General features: G+C 40.5%; 16 protein-coding genes. 7 read left to right on the top strand and 9 right to left on the bottom strand.

Annotated features, from left to right (window positions below):
• The first annotated feature begins 67 nt into the window (after positions 1 to 67).
• Entirely contained in the window at positions 68 to 1,324 is a 1,257-nt protein-coding gene (gene tyrS, locus D8849_RS08005; protein ID WP_049500522.1) for a tyrosine--tRNA ligase, read from the top strand.
• A 77-nt stretch (positions 1,325 to 1,401) separates the two neighbouring features.
• On the opposite strand, the gene D8849_RS08010 is transcribed toward tyrS, so the two are convergent.
• A complete protein-coding gene (locus tag D8849_RS08010) occupies positions 1,402 to 3,465 on the bottom strand; it encodes a heavy metal translocating P-type ATPase (RefSeq protein WP_125386713.1) in 2,064 nt (687 codons plus the stop codon).
• Between the two features lies 1 nt (position 3,466).
• The gene (locus D8849_RS08015; RefSeq protein WP_000910910.1) at positions 3,467 to 3,745 is read right to left on the bottom strand and encodes a DUF6110 family protein; all 279 of its coding nucleotides are present in this window, start codon (positions 3,743 to 3,745) and stop codon (positions 3,467 to 3,469) included.
• Between the two features lie 151 nt (positions 3,746 to 3,896).
• On the opposite strand from D8849_RS08015, the gene D8849_RS08020 reads away from it, so the two are divergent.
• Positions 3,897 to 4,745 (top strand): putative RNA methyltransferase, encoded by an 849-nt coding sequence (locus D8849_RS08020; protein WP_125386714.1) that lies wholly within the window; start codon positions 3,897 to 3,899, stop codon positions 4,743 to 4,745.
• A gap of 105 nt (positions 4,746 to 4,850) precedes the next feature.
• Here D8849_RS08020 and D8849_RS10685 read toward each other — a convergent pair whose 3' ends face one another.
• The 3 genes from D8849_RS10685 to malQ form a co-directional block, all read right to left on the bottom strand.
• Entirely contained in the window at positions 4,851 to 5,057 is a 207-nt protein-coding gene (locus tag D8849_RS10685) for a hypothetical protein (protein ID WP_070479577.1), read from the bottom strand.
• A 654-nt stretch (positions 5,058 to 5,711) separates the two neighbouring features.
• The gene (glgP, locus tag D8849_RS08030; RefSeq protein ID WP_049510893.1) at positions 5,712 to 7,970 is read right to left on the bottom strand and encodes a glycogen/starch/alpha-glucan family phosphorylase; all 2,259 of its coding nucleotides are present in this window, start codon (positions 7,968 to 7,970) and stop codon (positions 5,712 to 5,714) included.
• A gap of 25 nt (positions 7,971 to 7,995) precedes the next feature.
• Complete coding sequence (gene malQ / locus D8849_RS08035; RefSeq protein ID WP_125386715.1) at positions 7,996 to 9,513, bottom strand: 4-alpha-glucanotransferase; 1,518 nt, start codon at positions 9,511 to 9,513, stop codon at positions 7,996 to 7,998.
• Between the two features lie 478 nt (positions 9,514 to 9,991).
• Between malQ and D8849_RS08040 the strand changes: the two genes are divergently transcribed.
• The 5 genes from D8849_RS08040 to D8849_RS08060 all read left to right on the top strand — a co-directional run bounded on the left by D8849_RS08040 (position 9,992) and on the right by D8849_RS08060 (position 15,567).
• Positions 9,992 to 11,263 (top strand): extracellular solute-binding protein, encoded by a 1,272-nt coding sequence (locus D8849_RS08040; protein ID WP_061590125.1) that lies wholly within the window; start codon positions 9,992 to 9,994, stop codon positions 11,261 to 11,263.
• Between the two features lie 110 nt (positions 11,264 to 11,373).
• A complete protein-coding gene (locus tag D8849_RS08045) occupies positions 11,374 to 12,666 on the top strand; it encodes a sugar ABC transporter permease (protein ID WP_000414955.1) in 1,293 nt (430 codons plus the stop codon).
• A 1-nt stretch (position 12,667) separates the two neighbouring features.
• Entirely contained in the window at positions 12,668 to 13,510 is an 843-nt protein-coding gene (locus tag D8849_RS08050; RefSeq protein WP_004236955.1) for a sugar ABC transporter permease, read from the top strand.
• Between the two features lie 260 nt (positions 13,511 to 13,770).
• Entirely contained in the window at positions 13,771 to 14,571 is an 801-nt protein-coding gene (locus D8849_RS08055; protein WP_125386716.1) for a DUF1189 domain-containing protein, read from the top strand.
• A gap of 9 nt (positions 14,572 to 14,580) precedes the next feature.
• Positions 14,581 to 15,567, top strand: coding sequence for a LacI family DNA-binding transcriptional regulator (locus tag D8849_RS08060; RefSeq protein ID WP_001145422.1), 987 nt, complete (start codon positions 14,581 to 14,583; stop codon positions 15,565 to 15,567).
• A 30-nt stretch (positions 15,568 to 15,597) separates the two neighbouring features.
• Here the strand turns inward: D8849_RS08060 and D8849_RS08065 are convergent, their stop codons facing one another.
• From D8849_RS08065 to D8849_RS08080, 4 genes are all read right to left on the bottom strand, one after another.
• Positions 15,598 to 16,539 carry a YitT family protein gene (locus tag D8849_RS08065; RefSeq protein WP_000806275.1) on the bottom strand — a complete coding sequence of 314 codons (942 nt, stop codon included), beginning with the start codon at positions 16,537 to 16,539 and terminating at the stop codon, positions 15,598 to 15,600.
• Positions 16,517 to 18,280, bottom strand: coding sequence for an aspartate--tRNA ligase (gene aspS, locus D8849_RS08070; protein WP_125386717.1), 1,764 nt, complete (start codon positions 18,278 to 18,280; stop codon positions 16,517 to 16,519). The genes D8849_RS08065 and aspS overlap by 23 nt, the downstream gene beginning before the upstream one ends.
• A gap of 156 nt (positions 18,281 to 18,436) precedes the next feature.
• Positions 18,437 to 18,667 (bottom strand): hypothetical protein, encoded by a 231-nt coding sequence (locus D8849_RS08075; RefSeq protein WP_000832184.1) that lies wholly within the window; start codon positions 18,665 to 18,667, stop codon positions 18,437 to 18,439.
• Positions 18,668 to 18,684: 17 nt separating this feature from the next.
• Entirely contained in the window at positions 18,685 to 19,326 is a 642-nt protein-coding gene (locus D8849_RS08080; RefSeq protein WP_125386718.1) for a CPBP family intramembrane glutamic endopeptidase, read from the bottom strand.
• Positions 19,327 to 19,335 lie beyond the last annotated feature (9 nt).

The raw sequence follows: 19,335 nt of genomic DNA on the forward strand, positions 1-19,335 counted from the left end.
CTAGGCTATTGCCCAAGTTTGTGATACAATAGGTAGAAACAATATTTTTAAAAAGGAGAAAAGACACATGCACATTTTTGATGAGCTAAAAGAGCGTGGTTTGATTTTTCAAACGACTGATGAAGAAGCTTTGCGTAAAGCCCTAGAAGAAGGTCAAGTTTCTTATTATACTGGCTACGATCCAACTGCTGACAGCCTTCACCTAGGCCACCTTGTCGCAATCTTGACAAGTCGTCGCTTGCAACTAGCAGGTCACAAACCTTATGCGCTCGTTGGCGGTGCTACAGGTCTCATCGGAGATCCGTCCTTCAAAGATGCTGAACGTAGTCTCCAAACAAAAGACACAGTAGATGGCTGGGTCAAGTCTATCCAAAGACAACTTTCTCGCTTTCTTGACTTTGAAAATGGGGAAAACAAGGCTGTCATGGTCAACAACTACGACTGGTTTGGCAGCATCAGCTTCATTGATTTCCTCCGTGATATCGGAAAATACTTTACTGTCAACTACATGATGAGCAAGGAGTCTGTGAAAAAACGGATTGAAACAGGAATTTCTTACACTGAGTTCGCTTACCAAATCATGCAAGGTTACGACTTCTTCGTCCTTAACCAAGACCACAACGTAACGCTTCAAATCGGTGGTTCTGACCAGTGGGGAAATATGACAGCTGGTACTGAATTGCTTCGTCGTAAAGCTGATAAGACTGGTCACGTTATCACCGTTCCGCTTATCACAGATGCAACTGGTAAGAAATTTGGTAAATCAGAAGGAAATGCCGTCTGGCTTAATCCTGAAAAGACTTCTCCATACGAAATGTACCAATTCTGGATGAATGTTATGGACGCAGACGCTGTTCGCTTCTTGAAAATCTTTACTTTCTTGTCACTTGATGAGATTGAAGACATTCGTAAACAATTTGAAGCAGCGCCACACGAACGCTTGGCTCAAAAAGTCTTGGCTCGTGAAGTCGTTACACTCGTTCACGGAGAAGAAGACTACAAAGAAGCCCTCAACATCACTGAGCAACTCTTTGCAGGAAACATCAAAAACCTTTCTGTCAAAGAGCTCAAACAAGGACTTCGTGGAGTGCCAAACTACCAAGTTCAAGCAGATGAAAATCACAATATCGTGGAACTGCTCGTGTCATCTGGTGTGGTGAATTCCAAACGCCAAGCCCGTGAAGACGTCCAAAACGGAGCTATCTACGTCAACGGCGACCGCATCCAAGACCTTGACTATGTCTTGAGTGACGCAGATAAGTTAGAGAACGAACTGACTGTTATCCGTCGTGGGAAGAAAAAATATTTTGTATTGACTTACTAAACTATTCAACATTTATCTATAAACAAAGGAGTTATCCTCGAGAAAGGTAACTCCTTTTTGCTGTTAATAACTCTCATCTATCTATTTTTAATAGACAGGCTACGCAGTACAATGCGCAAGGTTGTTAGATTATGTAAGATAGAGAGATTTGAAGGACTGAGCCAATTAAATAAGCCAAAGCCAATCAAGCTACTATTTACGACAACGGTATCTTGAATATTCTTCTTGATGAGGGTTTGCAAAGATGATGATAGCCAATCCAACTCTTGGAAGAAATCCAAGCGATTATCTAACAATAAGATATCGCTCATCTGCTTAGAAATATCTGCACTCTCATTCATCACCACACCGATATCTGATAGGGTTAGAGCCGCTGAGTCATTCAATCCATCTCCAACCATCAAAATAGTGTGACCTGCTTTCTGCAGTTCCTCTACTAACTCAAATTTCCCATCAGGTTTCAAGTCTGTATAGACCTGATCAAAGGGCAAATCTTTGACTAATTCCTCTGTTCTAACCAAGGTGTCCCCTGTTGCCAGAATCAATTTTTTCCCTTGTGCCTTAAGTTTCTCCAAGGCTGCTTTGGCTTCTTTTCTCAAAGGAGTATGAATGCAGAACATTCCAATCAATTCATTCTGATAAGCCAAGAATAAGAGATTATAGTGACTCTTGTACTCTTCAATTAAAGCATTTTGTTCTGAACTGATATGAATTTGCTCATCCTGCATCAAAACATAATTCCCAATAAGAACTGGTTGCCCATCTATATGAGATTTGATCCCCTTGCTTGCGATATATTGGAGTTTCCCATGCATTTCCTCATGTTCAATTCCCTCTATCTCAGCTTGCTTGACGATAGCATTAGCAATAGGATGATAAATGTGTTCCTCAAGACAGGCACTGATTCTGAGAATATCTTCCTCACTATAGTCCCCAAAAGGTAACACCTTTTCAACTATAGGATAACTAGTTGTGATTGTTCCCGTCTTATCAAACAAGAAAGTATCAACTTCCAGATATTTCTCCAGAACATCCCCATCCTTAATCACCATTTCACGATTCAACCCCTCCTTGATAGCTGTCAAATAAGCTACAGGAGTAGAGATTTTCAAAGCGCAGGAGAAATCGACCAATAGGAAAGAAATAGCCTTAGAAAAAGAACCTGTCAATAGGTAAGTCAGCCCAGCTCCCAAGAAATTATATTTGACGACCTTATCCGCCATCTTGATGAAATAGCGTTGTTTCGTTTTCTTGTTTTCTTCAGATTTCTTCATCAACTCAATCAGTTGTAAAATCCGGCTGTTCATCTGATTATCGGTTACACGAATGCGTAACTCTCCAGTTTCTAATACTGTATTTGCACAAACCAAATCAGACTCTCTTTTTTCAACTGGAAAACTCTCTCCCGTCAAGGAACTTTCGTTGACCATACCTAAACCTGAAACTACTTGTCCATCAAACAGAATTTCATTTCCTTGAGATAGGACCAAGACATCTCCTATTTGAACATCGGAACTCTTGATACTAACGACCGTATCCCCCTGTACTAAGAATACGTCGCTCTCTTTTGCAAGAAGGCTTTGTTCTAAATCTGTTGCCGTTTTTTTCAAGGACCACTGATCTAAATGATTCCCCAAATCAAGCATAAACATGATGTTGCTAGCTGTCTTGGATTGGTTCATAAACAAGGACAATAAAATCGCCGAACAGTCCAAAACCTCCATCGTTAGTTCCTTACGCGCTAGTGTTTGATAGGCTTCTCTAATATAGCCAAAGGCCTGATAACAAGTCCATATATAGCGAATAGGGTACGGCACAAAACTACGAAAAAGTATACGCTTAATCGCTGCACCTGAAACAATAGAATAAGCACTCTCTTCTCTACGAATGGGAAGAGTCATCAACTCAGAAACTTTCCCTTTATCAATTTTTTTTAAAAAGGCTTCTGCATTATCTAATACAGAAAAGCCTTCTTTTATGCGTAGAGTAAAGTGCTGTTGATCCATGTAAAACTGGATAGACTCAATTCCCTTTTCATCTCTCGCCAAGGAACGAAGATAGTCTTGAATATCCAAGGTGAGTGAAAAAGAAGATGATAGTCGGATATGTTGGTATCCTCTATGTAGCACTTTAAAAGACATATTATTCCCCTATAAGGCTATCTAATTGCTCTTCTTTTTTCTCTTGCTCGTACAAATATTTGGCATCTTGCAAGACATCGTCTCCATGTTGTTTCACAACAGAAACAGATGCATCTAGCCCGTCTTTCAACTTGTAAGCCTTAGCCAAAGCTTTAGAATAACCTTTTTTAGCTTCCTTACTTGCCAAGATTTTCAAACCAAGGGTACCAAATGCGACACCACCCAAAAAGAGTGATGATTTTTTCGCAACTTTTGCGACGGTTAGTACTTCTTTTAACATACTTATTTCCTCCTTATCATTATTATATAGCAATTTAGATATAAAAGCAATTTCATTCCATAAATTGGAGAATTAGTTTTATTTCTACTGAATCTCCCATCTACTTATTCCTAAAGTTGCTTTCATTTGCCTCTTTTGATACACTTAAACTATGAATACAAATCTCAAACCCAAACTTCAGCGTTTTGCTTCTGCGACTGCCTTTGCCTGTCCTATCTGTCAAGAAAATCTGACTCTGCTAGAGAGCAGTCTCAAATGTAGCAATCGCCATTCTTTTGACCTAGCGAAATTCGGCTATGTCAATCTGGCCCCTCAAATCAAGCAATCTGCTAACTACGACAAGGAAAACTTTCAAAATCGCCAACAAATCCTAGAAGCCGGCTTTTATCAAGCTATCTTAGAGGCCATTTCCGATTTACTTGCAAGCTCAAAAAATGCCAAAACAATTTTAGATATCGGTTGTGGTGAAGGTTTCTATTCTCGCAAGCTTCAAAAAAGGCATCCTGACAAAACCTTCTATGCCTTTGATATTTCCAAAGATTCCGTCCAAATCGCTGCCAAGAGTGAACCAAACTGGGCAGTCAACTGGTTCGTTGGTGACTTAGCTCGTCTTCCTATAAAAGACGCTAGCATGGATATCCTGCTTGATATCTTCTCACCTGCCAACTATGGAGAATTTCATCGCGTTTTATCCAAAGACGGCATCTTGATAAAGGTTATTCCAACTAAAAATCACCTCAAGGAAATCCGTCAGAAGGTACAAGACCAGCTGACAAACAAGGATTATTCTAATCAAGATATCAAGGAGCATTTCCAGGAACGCTTTACCATCCTATCTAGTCAAACCGCCTCTCTGACTAAGACTATCACAGCAAATCAGCTCCAAGCCCTACTCAGCATGACGCCCCTCCTCTTTCACATCGACCAGACTAAGATTGACTGGAGCCAACTGACAGAGATTACCATTGAGGCTGAGATTCTGGTTGGAAAAGTACTATAATTGACACAAAAAACCGCATTTCAAGAAAATCTGCGGTTTTAAATTTCAATTTTTAAACTATCTATCCCAAAAGTCTAAAACATTTAAAGCTTTTAGCTTCTCCATTTATTTTCGATTCGAAATAACAAACTTATCAATGAACAGTAAGTGATATAAGGCCAGTACCAACCCCCACAAGCTACCACGAAAAGAGATTTCTTGATGATTGAGAGGAAACAAATCGTGGTTACCTATATAGAGGCATGTTAAAATAACAAATAGAATCCAAAATAAATCCGTCCATTTATATTTTGAAAAATATTTTTTCCACATAAAAACACCTTCTTTCCTACAATTATATTATAATACTTTGTGTAAGCGAATACAAGAAATATGAGGTAATCAACTACAAAGAAATATAAGGCTGAAGACAGTGAAAACCAGCATTTTAAGCGCTGGTTTACTGTTTTAAACTAGGTTTCTTACAAGCTTACTAACACTTAGCTTTTAAAAAAGTTAGTTTTTGAAGCGCTTGGATAAATAGAATTTATAAAACAGAAAAAACTAAAAAGAATGTAGAGAAATAAACCCTACATTCTTAAAATAGCTTAGTACATAAATGACAATGCTGCCGCCGCCGTCAATATTGCAAAAACTATTTTCCAAATTTTTTTATTTTTTCCAAAAATCTTATCAGGTAACAAGCTTATTACAAGAAAGGTAATAAACAACACCAATTTAAGTGTATGTATCATAAGAACACCTTCTTTCCTACAATCATATTATAATACTTTGTGTAAGCGAATACAAGGGATATGAGGTAATCAACTACGAAGAAATATAAGGCTGAAATAAAATGTTATGCCTTCACTGCATCTAGAATTTCTCTATTTTTAGACAGAATTAACCAAAATCCACATCAATCAAAAAAGCGAATTTCAATCGAAACTCGCTTTTTTACAAAATGTATTAGTATAAATTTGTATCTTAGTTCAAGTGCCAGATATCTTCGTTATACTGAGCGATTGTACGGTCAGATGAGAAGAATCCTGCTTTAGAAATGTTAACGATAACTTTATCCAACCATGCGTCACGGTCTTCGTAGTCAGCCAACATTTGCTCTTTCACTTTGATGTAATCTTCTAAGTCAAGAAGAGTCATGAACCAGTCTTTGTTGATCAATTCATTGTAAAGACGTTCCAAGCGCTCTTTGTTTCCAGCTGCAAGAACTGCATCGCTAACGATGAAGTCAACCAATGGTTTGATAGCTTCACGAGCGTAGAATTCGCTTGATTTGTAAGCTGCTTTTTCGTAAAGGTCGATAACAGTTTCTGAATCTTCACCAAAGATGTAGATATTTTCGTCTCCAACCAACTCAGCGATTTCCACGTTAGCACCGTCCATAGTACCAAGAGTCAAAGCTCCGTTCAACATGAATTTCATGTTACCAGTACCTGAAGCTTCTTTAGAAGCAAGTGAGATTTGTTCTGAGATATCACATGCTGGGATAAGGAAGCTTGCTGCAGTAACGTTGTAGTTTTCAACCATAACTACTTGCAAGTGTGGAGCTACTGCTGGATCGTTAGCAATAACTTCTGACATGCAAAGGATCAAGTGGATGATGTCTTGAGCGATTGTGTAGGCTGGAGCTGCTTTACCACCAAAGAAGATTGTGATTGGGCGAGCAGGGATGTTACCAGCTTTGATGTCAAGGTATTTGTGGATCACGTACAAAGCGTTCATTTGTTGGCGTTTGTACTCGTGAAGACGTTTGATTTGGATATCAAAGATAGAGTTTGTATTGATTTCCACACCTTGGTGTTCTTTCAAGTGACGAGCTAATTTACGTTTGTTGTGAGCTTTGATGCTTTCCAATTTTTCTTTGACAGCTGCTTTGTCTTCATAAGACAAGAGTTTTTCAAGCTCATCAGCTTCATGGTGCCAACCTTCTCCAAGAATCTCATCCAAGTAGTGAGACAATCTTGGGTTAGCATGCATGAGCCAACGACGGAAAGTGATACCGTTTGTTTTATTGTTGAATTTTTCTGGGTAAAGGTCGTAGAAAGCTTTCAACTCAGAATTTTTCAAGATTTCAGTGTGAAGTGCTGCTACCCCGTTAACACTGTATCCGTAGTGGATATCCATGTGAGCCATGTGAACACGTCCGCTCTCATCGATAATTTGAACAGCTGGATCTTTGTATTCTGCTTTCACGCGACGGTCCAACTCTTCGATGATTGGCACCAAGTGAGGAACCACTTCTTGCAAGAATTCAAGAGGCCATTTTTCAAGGGCTTCAGCAAGGATTGTGTGGTTAGTGTAGGCAGTCATGCTACGAACGATTGAGATTGCTTCGTCAAGTTCGATACCACGAGCAGTCAAAAGACGGATCAATTCAGGGATAACCATTGATGGGTGAGTATCGTTGATTTGGACAACTGCGTAGTCAGCAAGGTCATGCAAGTTGCTTCCTTTTTCGATTGCTTCTTCGATGATCAATTGCGCACCGTTTGAAACCATGAAGTATTGTTGGAAGATACGGAGCAATTCACCTTGACGGTCACTATCATCTGGGTAAAGGAAAAGAGTCAAGTTGCGAGCAATGTCTGTCTTATCAAAGTTGATACCGTCTTTAATAATTGAAGAATCAACTGAATCCAAGTCAAACAAACGCAAGCGATTCTTAGTTTCTGTCTTGTAACCAGGTACATCGATATCGTAAAGAGTTGATGTCAATGTGAAGTGAGCAAATGGCACTTGGTAGCTACGGCTTGAGCGAACCAACCAGTTTTGCTCTGTCAACCATGCGTTTGGAATTGTTTCTTGTTGGTTGTTTTTAAGAACTTGTTGGAAAAGACCGTAGTGGTAGTTAAGACCAACACCGTCACCGTTCAAACCAAGAGTAGCAATTGAATCGATAAAGCAGGCAGCCAAACGTCCCAAACCACCATTACCAAGAGATGGTTCCAATTCAACTTCTTCAACTTCAATCAAGTCTTTACCTGCAGCTGCAAGTTCTTTTTTAACATCGTCGTAAAGACCAAGGTTGATCAAGTTGTTTGACAAGAGTTTACCAATCAAGAACTCAGCTGAGATATAGTAAACTTTCTTTTTACCAGTGTTGACTGGTTTTTGACTACTTGCAAGCTTGCTGTAGTTAAGAAGAGCCAGGTAAAGCTCTTCATTGCTACATTCTGCAATGGTTTTATTGTAACGATTTTGTACAAATTCTTGTAGTGATAACATGTTTAAGGTGTCTCCTGATATTGTATTATTTCTTTAATTCTACCAAATTTTCATTGATTCGGCGATAGATTGTTGTCAAGTCAAGCAAGCCTTCCTCGACAGCTGGTGTCAATTGATCTTCAGTCATACGCCAAGACCAGTTTCCACCAAGAGTAGATGGGAAGTTCATACGAGCTGCCTCATCCAATTCTAGCAAATCTTGCATAGTTGCAATTGCCATGAAGCTAACTGATGAAAAGACTGTACGAAGCATAGCATGTGGCACTGTTTCGTATTCTTTACGGTTAGTGTAGCGAGCCATGTATTCACGAGTCGCATCATCGATCTCGTTACGGTACCAACCAAGGACCGTATTGTTATCGTGTGTTCCTGTGTACATAACTGAGTTAGCAGGTGCCAAGTGTGGGCTATCGATGCTTTCGTCTTCTGGGTTGAATGCAAATTGAAGAATCTTCATTCCTGGGAAGCCAGTACGTTCACGCAATTCGATAACTTCGTCTGTCATGAAGCCAAGGTCTTCTGCGATGATGTTTAGCTCACCAAGCTCTTCCTTAACGGCTGCAAAAAGCTTGTAGCCAGGACCTTTCACCCACTCACCAGGTGCTGCTGTATCAGAACCAGCAGGGATTTCCCAGTAAGATTCGAAACCACGGAAGTGGTCGATACGAACGATGTCGTAGATTTTGAAGCTTTCACGCAAGCGCTCAATCCACCATTTGTAGCCATCTTTGTCCATTGCTTGCCAGTCATAGATTGGGTTACCCCAAAGCTGACCAGTTGCAGAAAATTCATCTGGTGGGCATCCTGCGATGCAAGTAGCCTTACCATTGACATCTGTCTTGAAGAGATGTGGATTTGCCCACATATCGCTTGAATCTTCCGCTACGTAGATTGGCATGTCCCCAACGATTTCGATGTGGTTGTCGTTAGCGTAAGCTTTCAATTTCAACCATTGTTGGAAGAAGAAGTATTGAGTCACACGGTGGTAAACCAACTTGTCTGCCAATTGTTCACGGTAACTTTCAAGTGCTGAAGCTTTACGAGCACGAGCATCTGCATCTGGCCATTCAGTCCAAGCAAGATTGTCAAAATGCTCTTTGATAGCCATATACTCTGCAAAGAGTTCAAGCCATGATTGGTTGTCTTGAGCAAATTTCTCAAAATCTTTAACATCTCCTACTTCCAAGAAACGTTTTACCGCTTTTTCTAAAAGAGGACGACGTGCATAGTAGATTTTCGCATAATCAACTTCAGACGCATCACTACCAAAGTCAACCCCTTCAAGGTCACTTTCTTGCAACAAGCCTTGTTCCGCCAAGATATCTAAATCGATAAAATGAGTGTTCCCTGCGAAGGCTGAGAAAGATTGGTAAGGAGAGTCTCCGTAACTAGTTGTTCCTAGTGGAAGGATTTGCCAGTAACGTTGTTTTGTGCGAACCAAGAAATCAACGAAGTCATAAGCACTTTTACCAAATGATCCGATTCCGTATGCTCCTGGAAGAGAAGAAATGTGCATCAACACACCACTTTGACGTTTTTTCATAATAAGCACCTCATGTGTTTATAGTTAGATATTACATTTTTATGAACGCAAACGTTTGCGCTATTACTAGTATAGCTTATTTTCTTGATAAATGCAAGCGGTTTTAAATAACTTTTTTGATTATTTTTTAAAAATTTTTTCTTCTTACTCGTATATATATTCTTTCAGGAAATAAACAAAATAGGAATAAGGGTTTCACTTATCTTATTAAGCAAAAATAAAATGAGAATCCTCTCTGCTTTCCATTTGTAAATTAGGCAATCGTTTTCTCAACTTTTTTTAAATTTAAAACAAAAGCTATTTTTGGGATTTTCTACTATTATATGACGATGAAGCGTTTACTTTTTTCACAATTTTTTTAAAAATTTTTACAAAAAATACTTGCAACCGCTTTCCGATTGTGCTATACTAGTCCCATAAAGGAAAACGTTTGCGTTTCCTCATTATAAAATTTGTTATTCTTTAGGAGGAATACACTATGTCATCTAAATTCATGAAGAGCGCTGCTGTGCTTGGAACTGCTACACTTGCTAGCTTGCTTTTGGTAGCTTGCGGAAGCAAACCTGCTGAAAAAGCTGCTGATGCTGGTTCATCTGAAGCGAAAGAAATCACTCTTTACGTTGAAGACCAATACAAAGCTTTTGCTGAATCAGCTGCAAAAGCTTACGAAAAAGAAGCTGGCGTAAAAGTGACTATCAAAACCGGAGACCAAATGGGTGGTCTTGACAACCTTTCTCTAGATAACCAATCTGGTAAAGCTGCTGACGTTATGATGGCACCATACGACCGTGTAGGTAGCCTTGGTACTGACGGCCAACTTTCAGAAGTTAAATTGAGCGACGGCGCTAAAACAGATGATAAAACTAAATCTCTTGTAACAGCTGCTGACGGTAAAGTTTACGGTGCTCCTGCCGTTATCGAGTCACTTGTTATGTACTACAACAAAGACTTGGTAAAAGAAGCTCCAAAAACATTTGCTGACTTGGAAAACCTTGCTAAAGATAGCAAATACGCATTCGCTGGAGAAGATGGAAAAACTTCTGCTTTCCTAGCTGACTGGACAAACTTCTACTTTGCATACGGACTTCTTGCTGGTAACGGCGGTTACGTATTCGGACAAAACGGTAAAGATGCTAAAGACATCGGTCTTGCAAACGACGGTTCTATCGCAGGTATCAACTATGCTAAATCTTGGTATGAAAAATGGCCTAAAGGTATGCAAGATACTGAAGGAGCTGGAAACCTAATCCAAACTCAATTCCAAGAAGGTAAAACAGCTGCTATCATTGACGGACCTTGGAAAGCTAAAGCCTTCAAAGACGCTAAAGTAAACTACGGTGTTGCAACTATCCCAACTCTTCCAAACGGAAAAGAATATGCTGCATTCGGTGGTGGTAAAGCTTGGATCATCCCATCAAGCACTAAGAACCTTGAAGCTGCTCAAAAATTTGTAGACTTCCTTGTTTCAACTGAAGAACAAAAAGCCTTCTACGATACAACTAACGAAATCCCAGCTAACACTGAAGCTCGTTCATACGCTGAAGGTAAAAACGATGAGTTGACAACAGCTGTTATCAAACAGTTCAAGAACGCTCAACCAATGCCAAATATCTCTCAAATGTCAGCTGTTTGGGACCCAGCTAAAACAATGTTGTTTGAAGCTGTAAGTGGTAAGAAAGATGCTAAAACAGCTGCAAACGATGCTGTAACATTGATCAAAGAAACAATCAAACAAAAATTTGGTGAATAAAAAATTTGTTCAAGGGGGGTGGAATTCAAATCCCCCTTTGAATTTATCAATAAAAAACATATATAGTTTAGGTTTTGATTAGAAACCAGTATCCTATGAAAGGAGTTATTATGGAAAAGCAACAACCTAGTAAAGCAGCCCTGCTGTCTATCATTCCTGGGTTAGGACAGATTTACAATAAACAAAAAGCCAAAGGTTTTATCTTCCTTGGTGTAACCATCGTATTTGTCCTTTATTTCCTAGCACTTGCAGCCCCTGAATTGAGCAACCTCATCACTCTTGGTGACAAGCCAGGTCGTGATAATTCCCTCTTTATGCTGATTCGTGGTGCCTTCCATTTAATCTTTGTAGTTGTTTATGTACTCTTTTATTTCGCAAATATCAAAGATGCACATACAACTGCTAAACACATTAACAATGGTATTCCAGTAGCACTTACCTTTAAAGAAATGGTCAAAGGAATCTATGAAAATGGTTTCCCTTACCTCTTGATCATTCCATCTTATATTGCAATGACTTTTGCGATTATCTTCCCAGTTATCGTAACCTTGATGATTGCCTTTACCAACTACGACTTCCAACACTTGCCACCAAACAAATTGTTGGACTGGGTTGGTTTGACAAACTTTACGAACATCTGGAGTTTGAGTACCTTCCGTTCTGCCTTTGGTTCTGTTCTTTCTTGGACTATCATTTGGGCTTTATCTGCCTCAACTTTACAGATCGTGATTGGTATCTTCACAGCTATCATTGCTAACCAACCATTTATCAAAGGAAAACGTATCTTCGGTGTTATTTTCCTTCTTCCTTGGGCTGTCCCAGCCTTCATCACTATCTTGACATTCTCAAATATGTTTAATGATAGTGTCGGTGCTATCAACACTCAAGTCTTGCCGATCTTTGCTAAATTCCTTCCTTTCCTTGATGGGGCTCTTATCCCTTGGAAAACAGACCCTACTTGGACTAAGGTTGCCTTGATTATGATGCAAGGTTGGCTTGGATTCCCATATATCTACGTTTTGACTTTGGGTATCTTGCAATCTATTCCTAACGACCTTTATGAAGCAGCTTATATTGACGGTGCCAATGCTTGGCAAAAATTCCGCAACATCACTTTCCCAATGATCTTGGCTGTTGCGGCACCTACTTTGATTAGCCAATACACCTTCAACTTTAACAACTTCTCTATCATGTACCTCTTCAATGGTGGAGGTCCTGGTAGTGTCGGAGGGGGAGCCGGTTCAACTGATATCTTGATCTCATGGATTTACCGTTTGACAACAGGTACATCTCCTCAATACTCAATGGCGGCAGCTGTTACCTTGATTATCTCTATCATTGTCATCTCAATCTCTATGATCGCATTCAAGAAACTACACGCATTTGATATGGAGGATGTCTAAGATGAATAACTCAATTAAACTCAAACGTAGACTGACTCAAACCCTTACTTACCTCTACTTAATTGGACTATCAATCGTGATTATCTATCCACTTTTGATTACCATCATGTCAGCCTTTAAAGCAGGTAACGTCTCAGCCTTTAAACTAGATACTAATATAGACCTTAATTTTGATAACTTTAAAGGCCTCTTCACTGAAACCTTGTACGGTACTTGGTACCTCAACACTTTGATTATCGCCTTAATTACTATGGCTGTTCAAACAAGTATTATCGTACTTGCTGGTTATGCTTATAGCCGTTACAATTTCTTGGCTCGTAAACAAAGTTTGGTCTTCTTCTTGATTATCCAAATGGTGCCAACCATGGCCGCTTTGACAGCCTTCTTCGTTATGGCACTTATGTTGAACGCCCTTAACCACAGCTGGTTCCTCATCTTCCTCTACGTTGGTGGTGGTATCCCGATGAATGCTTGGCTCATGAAAGGCTACTTCGATACAGTGCCAATGTCTCTAGACGAATCTGCAAAACTAGACGGTGCAGGACATTTCCGCCGCTTCTGGCAAATTGTTCTTCCACTTGTTCGCCCAATGGTTGCCGTACAAGCTCTCTGGGCCTTCATGGGACCTTTCGGGGACTATATCCTCTCTAGTTTCTTGCTTCGTGAGAAAGAATACTTTACTGTTGCCGTAGGTCTCCAAACCTTCGTTAGCAATGTGAAAAATATGAAGATTGCCTACTTCTCAGCAGGTGCTATCCTCATCGCCCTTCCAATCTGTATTCTCTTCTTCTTCCTACAAAAGAACTTTGTTTCAGGACTTACAAGTGGTGGCGACAAGGGATAATTTATCCCCGCCACCCTTTTTCATTTTATACTCTTCGAAAATCTCTTCAAACCTCGTCAGCTTTATCTGCAACCTCAAAGCTGTGCTTTGAGCAACCTGCGGCTAGCTTCCTAGTTTGCTCTTTGATTTTCATTGAGTATTAGCGATTGCTACTGTATATAATATCCTTGTAGCAAGCAATTCATCTCCTAGACTTGAAATAAAGCACATTTCTCTATATAATAATACTCATATAGAAAACACCTTTTAGAAAGATACCTATGCTTCCATATCCATTTTCCTATTTTTCAAGTATTTGGGGATTTCGTAAGCCCCTGTCCAAACGTTTCGGGCTCAACTGGTTTCAGCTTCTCTTTACCAGTATCTTCCTTATCAGCTTATCTATGGTACCTATTGCCATCCAAAACAGCTCCCAGGAGACTTATCCGCTAGAAACCTTTATCGATAATGTCTATGAACCATTGACAGATAAGGTTGTACAGGATCTCTCTGAACACGCTACAATTGTTGATGGCAAATTAACTTATACTGGAACAGCTAGTCAAGCGCCTTCTATTGTGATCGGTCCAAGTCAAAGCAAGGAATTACCTAAGGACTTGCAACTGCATTTCGATACGAATGAGCTCGTCATCAGCAAGGAAAGTAAAGAACTGACCCGTGTCTCTTACCGAGCAATTCAAACTGAAAGTTTCAAAAACAAAGACAGCTTGACCCAAGCAATTTCTAAAGACTGGTATCAGCAGAATCGTGTCTATATCAGCCTCTTTCTAGTTCTCGTTGCAAGTTCCCTCTTTGGTTTGAATTTCTTCATTGTCTCTCTAGGAGCGAGTCTTCTCCTTTATATCACCAAGAAATCACGCCTCTTTTCATTTAGGACCTTTAAAGAGTGCTACCATTTTATCTTGAACTGTTTAGGATTACCAACTCTGATTACACTTATTTTGGGATTATTTGGCCAAAATATGACAACCCTGATTACTGTACAAAACATTCTTTTTGTTCTGTATCTGGTCACTATCTTTTATAAAACGCATTTCCGTGATCCAGATTACCATAAATAGGAGATTTTTATGCCCGTTACGATTAAAGACGTGGCCAAGGCTGCTGGTGTTTCGCCTTCAACCGTAACCCGTGTTATTCAAAACAAATCAACCATTAGCGACGAAACAAAAAAACGTGTTCGCAAGGCTATGAAGGAGCTCAATTACCACCCCAACCTCAACGCTCGTAGTTTGGTAAGCAGTTATACCCAAGTTATCGGCTTGGTCCTTCCTGACGACTCAGACGCCTTCTATCAAAATCCTTTCTTCCCATCTGTCCTCCGTGGTATCGCCCAAGTCGCATCTGAAAACCACTATGCAATTCAGATTGCAACAGGTAAAGATGAAAAAGAGCGCCTTAAAGCGATCTCACAGATGGTTTACGGCAAACGTGTAGATGGTTTGATCTTCCTTTATGCCGAAGAGGAGGATCCCTTGGTCAAGCTGGTCGCTGATGAGCAGTTCCCCTTCCTCATCCTAGGCAAATCCATTTCACCCTTTATCCCTCTTGTAGATAATGACAATGTCCAAGCTGGTTTTGATGCAACCGAATATTTTATCAAAAAAGGCTGCAAACGAATTGCCTTCATTGGAGGAACTAAGCGACTCTTCGTAACGCAAGACCGTTTAACAGGCTATGAGTCAGCACTCAAACAATACCAACTGCCTATTGACGGAAATTTGACCTATTTTGCAACGGAGTTCTTAGAAGAAAAAGGGTATCAGTTTAGCCAACTCCTCTTTCAGCATGACCCACAGATTGATGCTATCATTACAACCGATAGTCTCCTAGCTGAGGGGGTCTGTGACTATATCGCTAAGCACCAACTGGATGTCCCTGTTCTCAGCTTTGACTCGGTCAATCCCAAGCTCAACTTGGCGGCCTATGTTGATATCAATAGCCTAGAACTTGGTCGTGTTTCCCTTGAAACTATCCTCCAGATTATCAACGATGCTAAAAGCAATAAACAAATTTGTTATCGCCAGTTGATTGCCCACAAAATTATCGAAAAATAAAAACCAGCTCGAGCTGGTTTTTTTTAGTTACTAATTTTCTGTTTCAACGAATCGTCCCAAAATATGAACATTCTCAGATACAGAGACAAAGGCACCTGGATCCACCTGTTTCATAATCTGTTTAAATTCATTAAACTCTGCACGTGTAATGACAGTGATTAAAACTGCCTTTCTTTCGTGATTATAGGTTCCTTCTGCATCGTGGATCATGGTTGCTCCGCGGTGCAATTTTTTATGGATTTTCTCAATTACTTTATCTGGATGATTGGTCACAATCATAGCCTGCATGCGTTTTTGCTTAGTAAAGACAGCGTCTGTCACACGGCTAGAGACAAAGATAGTAATCATAGAGTAGAGAGCGTATTTCCATCCAAAGGTCAAACCTGCTATCAGCATGATAGTCCCATTTACCAAGAAAGAAATACTACCGACATTCTTACCCGTTTTCTTGCGAATGGTTAGGCTGACGATATCCGTCCCACCACTTGAGATATTGTTTCGAAGAGCGAAACCAATCCCCAAGCCCATGACAACACCCCCAAAAAGGGCATTGATAATGGGATCCTCCGTTAAGGTCGCCACAGGGACAAACTGGATAAAGAAGGAACTCATGGAAACCGTAATAAAGGTAAAGATCGTAAACTTATGGCCAATCTGATACCAAGCCAAGACCATCAAGGGAAAATTAATGGCGTAGAAGGTCAGCGAAATCGGAATGTGAAAACCAAACCAGTGATTACTCAAGGCAGAAATAATCTGTGCCAGACCTGTCGCACCACTCGAATACACATGCCCCGGTTGGAAAAAGAAATTGACCGCTACTGCTGATAAAAAACCATAGACCAGAGAGGCCGAAATCTTCTCATCATATTTTTCGCGAGAGATGCTTTGTAAGACACGTAAAATTTTTATCTGATGAGCAAAGCGGCGCAGATAATAGCGCCACCGCTTAATTCGTTTTGCTTGTTTCATCTTCTTCTACTTGTAAGCTGAGTTCCTCTAGTTGTTTGAGCGCTACTGTTGAAGGAGCTTGTGTCATTGGATCAGTTGCCTTGTTATTCTTAGGGAAGGCAATGACTTCACGGATATTTTCTTCTCCTGCTAAGAGCATGACAAATCGGTCAAGCCCGATAGCCAAGCCACCATGTGGTGGGAAACCATAGTCCATGGCTTCAAGAAGGAAACCAAACTGGTCATTTGCTTCTTCAGCTGAGAAACCAAGAGCCTTGAACATACGTTCTTGAAGGTCTTTTTGGTTGATACGAAGACTACCACCACCAAGCTCATAACCGTTCAAGACGATATCGTAAGCAATGGCACGAACCTTAGCCAAATCACCTTCTAATTCGTGAGCAGTCTCTTCCTGTGGAAGTGTGAACGGATGGTGGGCGCTCATGTAGCGACCTTCTTCTTCAGACCATTCAAACATTGGCCAGTCAACTACCCAAAGGAAGTTGAACTTATCATTATCAATCAATCCAAGCTCTTTGGCGATACGTCCACGAAGGGCACCGAGTGTTGCATTGGCCACTTCAAGCGTATCTGCCACAAAGAGAACCAAGTCCTTATCTTCAAGAGCAAGCGCTGTTGTCAATTCTGCTTGGATGCCTGTCAAGAACTTAGCAACTGGTCCGTTTAATTCTCCATCAACCACCTTGACCCAAGCAAGACCTTTGGCACCATATTGTTTGGCTACTTCCGTCATCTTGTCGATGTCTTTACGTGAGTAGTTGTCCGCTGCGCCTTTGACTACAATTGCTTTTACAGCAGGTGCTTCTGAAAAGACTTTGAAGTCAACACCTTTAACCACTTCTGTTAAGTCCTGAAGCAACATGTCAAAACGGGTATCTGGCTTGTCAGAACCGTAAAGAGCCATAGCATCATCATATTTCATACGAGGGAATGGAAGCGTCACTTCGATGCCTTTAGTTTCTTTCATCACGCGCGCAATCAATCCTTCTGTGATATCTTGGATTTCTTGCTCAGTAAGGAAAGATGTTTCCAAGTCGACCTGGGTAAACTCAGGCTGGCGGTCACCACGCAAGTCCTCGTCACGGAAACATTTAACGATTTGGTAGTAACGGTCAAAACCAGCATTCATCAAGAGCTGTTTCGTGATTTGTGGACTTTGAGGAAGAGCATAAAAATGCCCTTTATTGACACGAGATGGTACCAAATAGTCACGCGCCCCTTCAGGCGTTGACTTAGAAAGGAATGGTGTCTCCACGTCGATAAACTCCAACTCATCCAAGTAGTTGCGGATAGAGTGGGTCACCTTAGCACGAAGTTTAAGATTTTCCAACATTTCTGGACGACGAATGTCAAGGTAACGGTAACGCAAACGCGTATCGTCATTAGCCTCAATACCATCCTTAATCTCAAATGGGGTTGTCTTAGCTGTATTAAGCACTGTCAGAGCTGTCACGTTTAACTCAACTGCACCAGTTGGTAACTTATCATTGGCTTGCTCACGCGCAGCAACCTGACCTGTCACCTCGATGACAAATTCGCTACGAAGGCTTTCAGCTGTTGCCATGACCTCTGCAGATACTTTTTCAGGGTTGATAACCAACTGCATGATTCCTTCACGGTCACGAAGATCGATAAAGATCAAACCACCAAGGTCACGACGACGGCCAACCCATCCTTTCAAGGTTATTTCTTGTCCGATGTGTTCCTCACGAACACGACCAGCATACATACTACGTTTCATGTTTTCTCTCCTCTTTTATTCTGTTACTATTTTACCATAAAAGCGCAGGCTCTTCATGAAAATCAGCAGAAAAGTTTGCCTGACTTTAAAAATCAAGTGAAGACTCTAAAAATTAATGCCAATACAAAAATCCGATGAAAATATCACCGGACTCTCTTATTTTGAATTTTTGCCTGCTTTACGCTTTTCAGCAATTTCGGCTGCCTTTCGAGGCAAGACAATTTCCGTTGTGTAAGCTGTCCCAAAGCGCAAGACACCTGCAATAGGGGCAAAGACAACTGCTAGATAGTTGTAGAAGAAATCGCCCTTAAAGGCATAAGCTAGCGCCCCAATGATGAAAAATAGAACAACTGCTTGAATCACTGCTAATAAAATTACTCGTTTCATGTGACCTCCTGACTCTATTATAGCATGAGAATCATCAAAAAGCCGACTAAATTATTCAAAGCGTGGAGAGAAATACTGTAGACCAGACCTTTTCTGCTAATATAAGCCAAGCCCAAACTAAAACCAAGGCTAAAATAGACAAAAAATTGTTGCACATCACCTGGGAAATGAATCAAGGCAAACAGAACACTGGATACCAGAAGAAAAATCAGAGTTTGTTTACTATTGTCCTGCTTAGGAAAGAGGTAGCGTGCTAACATCCCTCTAAAGATAAGTTCTTCCGTCAAAGGAGCAAAGACCACCACCATAAAGAAACCAAATGCAGGCTGTTCCACTGTCAGTTGAGATACGATTTGTTGACTGACCGACGGATCTTCTGGTAAAAAGAACTGGGCTGTAATAGCCACTAGCAAAACCAGAGTAGGCAACCAGATATGACGATTAAAAGCAGTCGTCTGGATGCTAACCTTTTCTGTCTGATACCATCTGTAAACTCCATAAACATAGGCTCCTGACAGGGCGATATAAAGTGGTAAGACTCCAAAGATTGAAGCCCCTAGTCCAAGAGCTGACAGAGCCATGCTCTGAACCAGACCATAGATAAAGTAAAAGGATAGAATGGCTAGAAGAAACCAGCCAAGGTTTTTAAGTAGTTTCATAAATAACTC

This window comes from Streptococcus mitis, from assembly GCF_003942765.1.
Taxonomy (GTDB): domain Bacteria; phylum Bacillota; class Bacilli; order Lactobacillales; family Streptococcaceae; genus Streptococcus; species Streptococcus mitis_BE.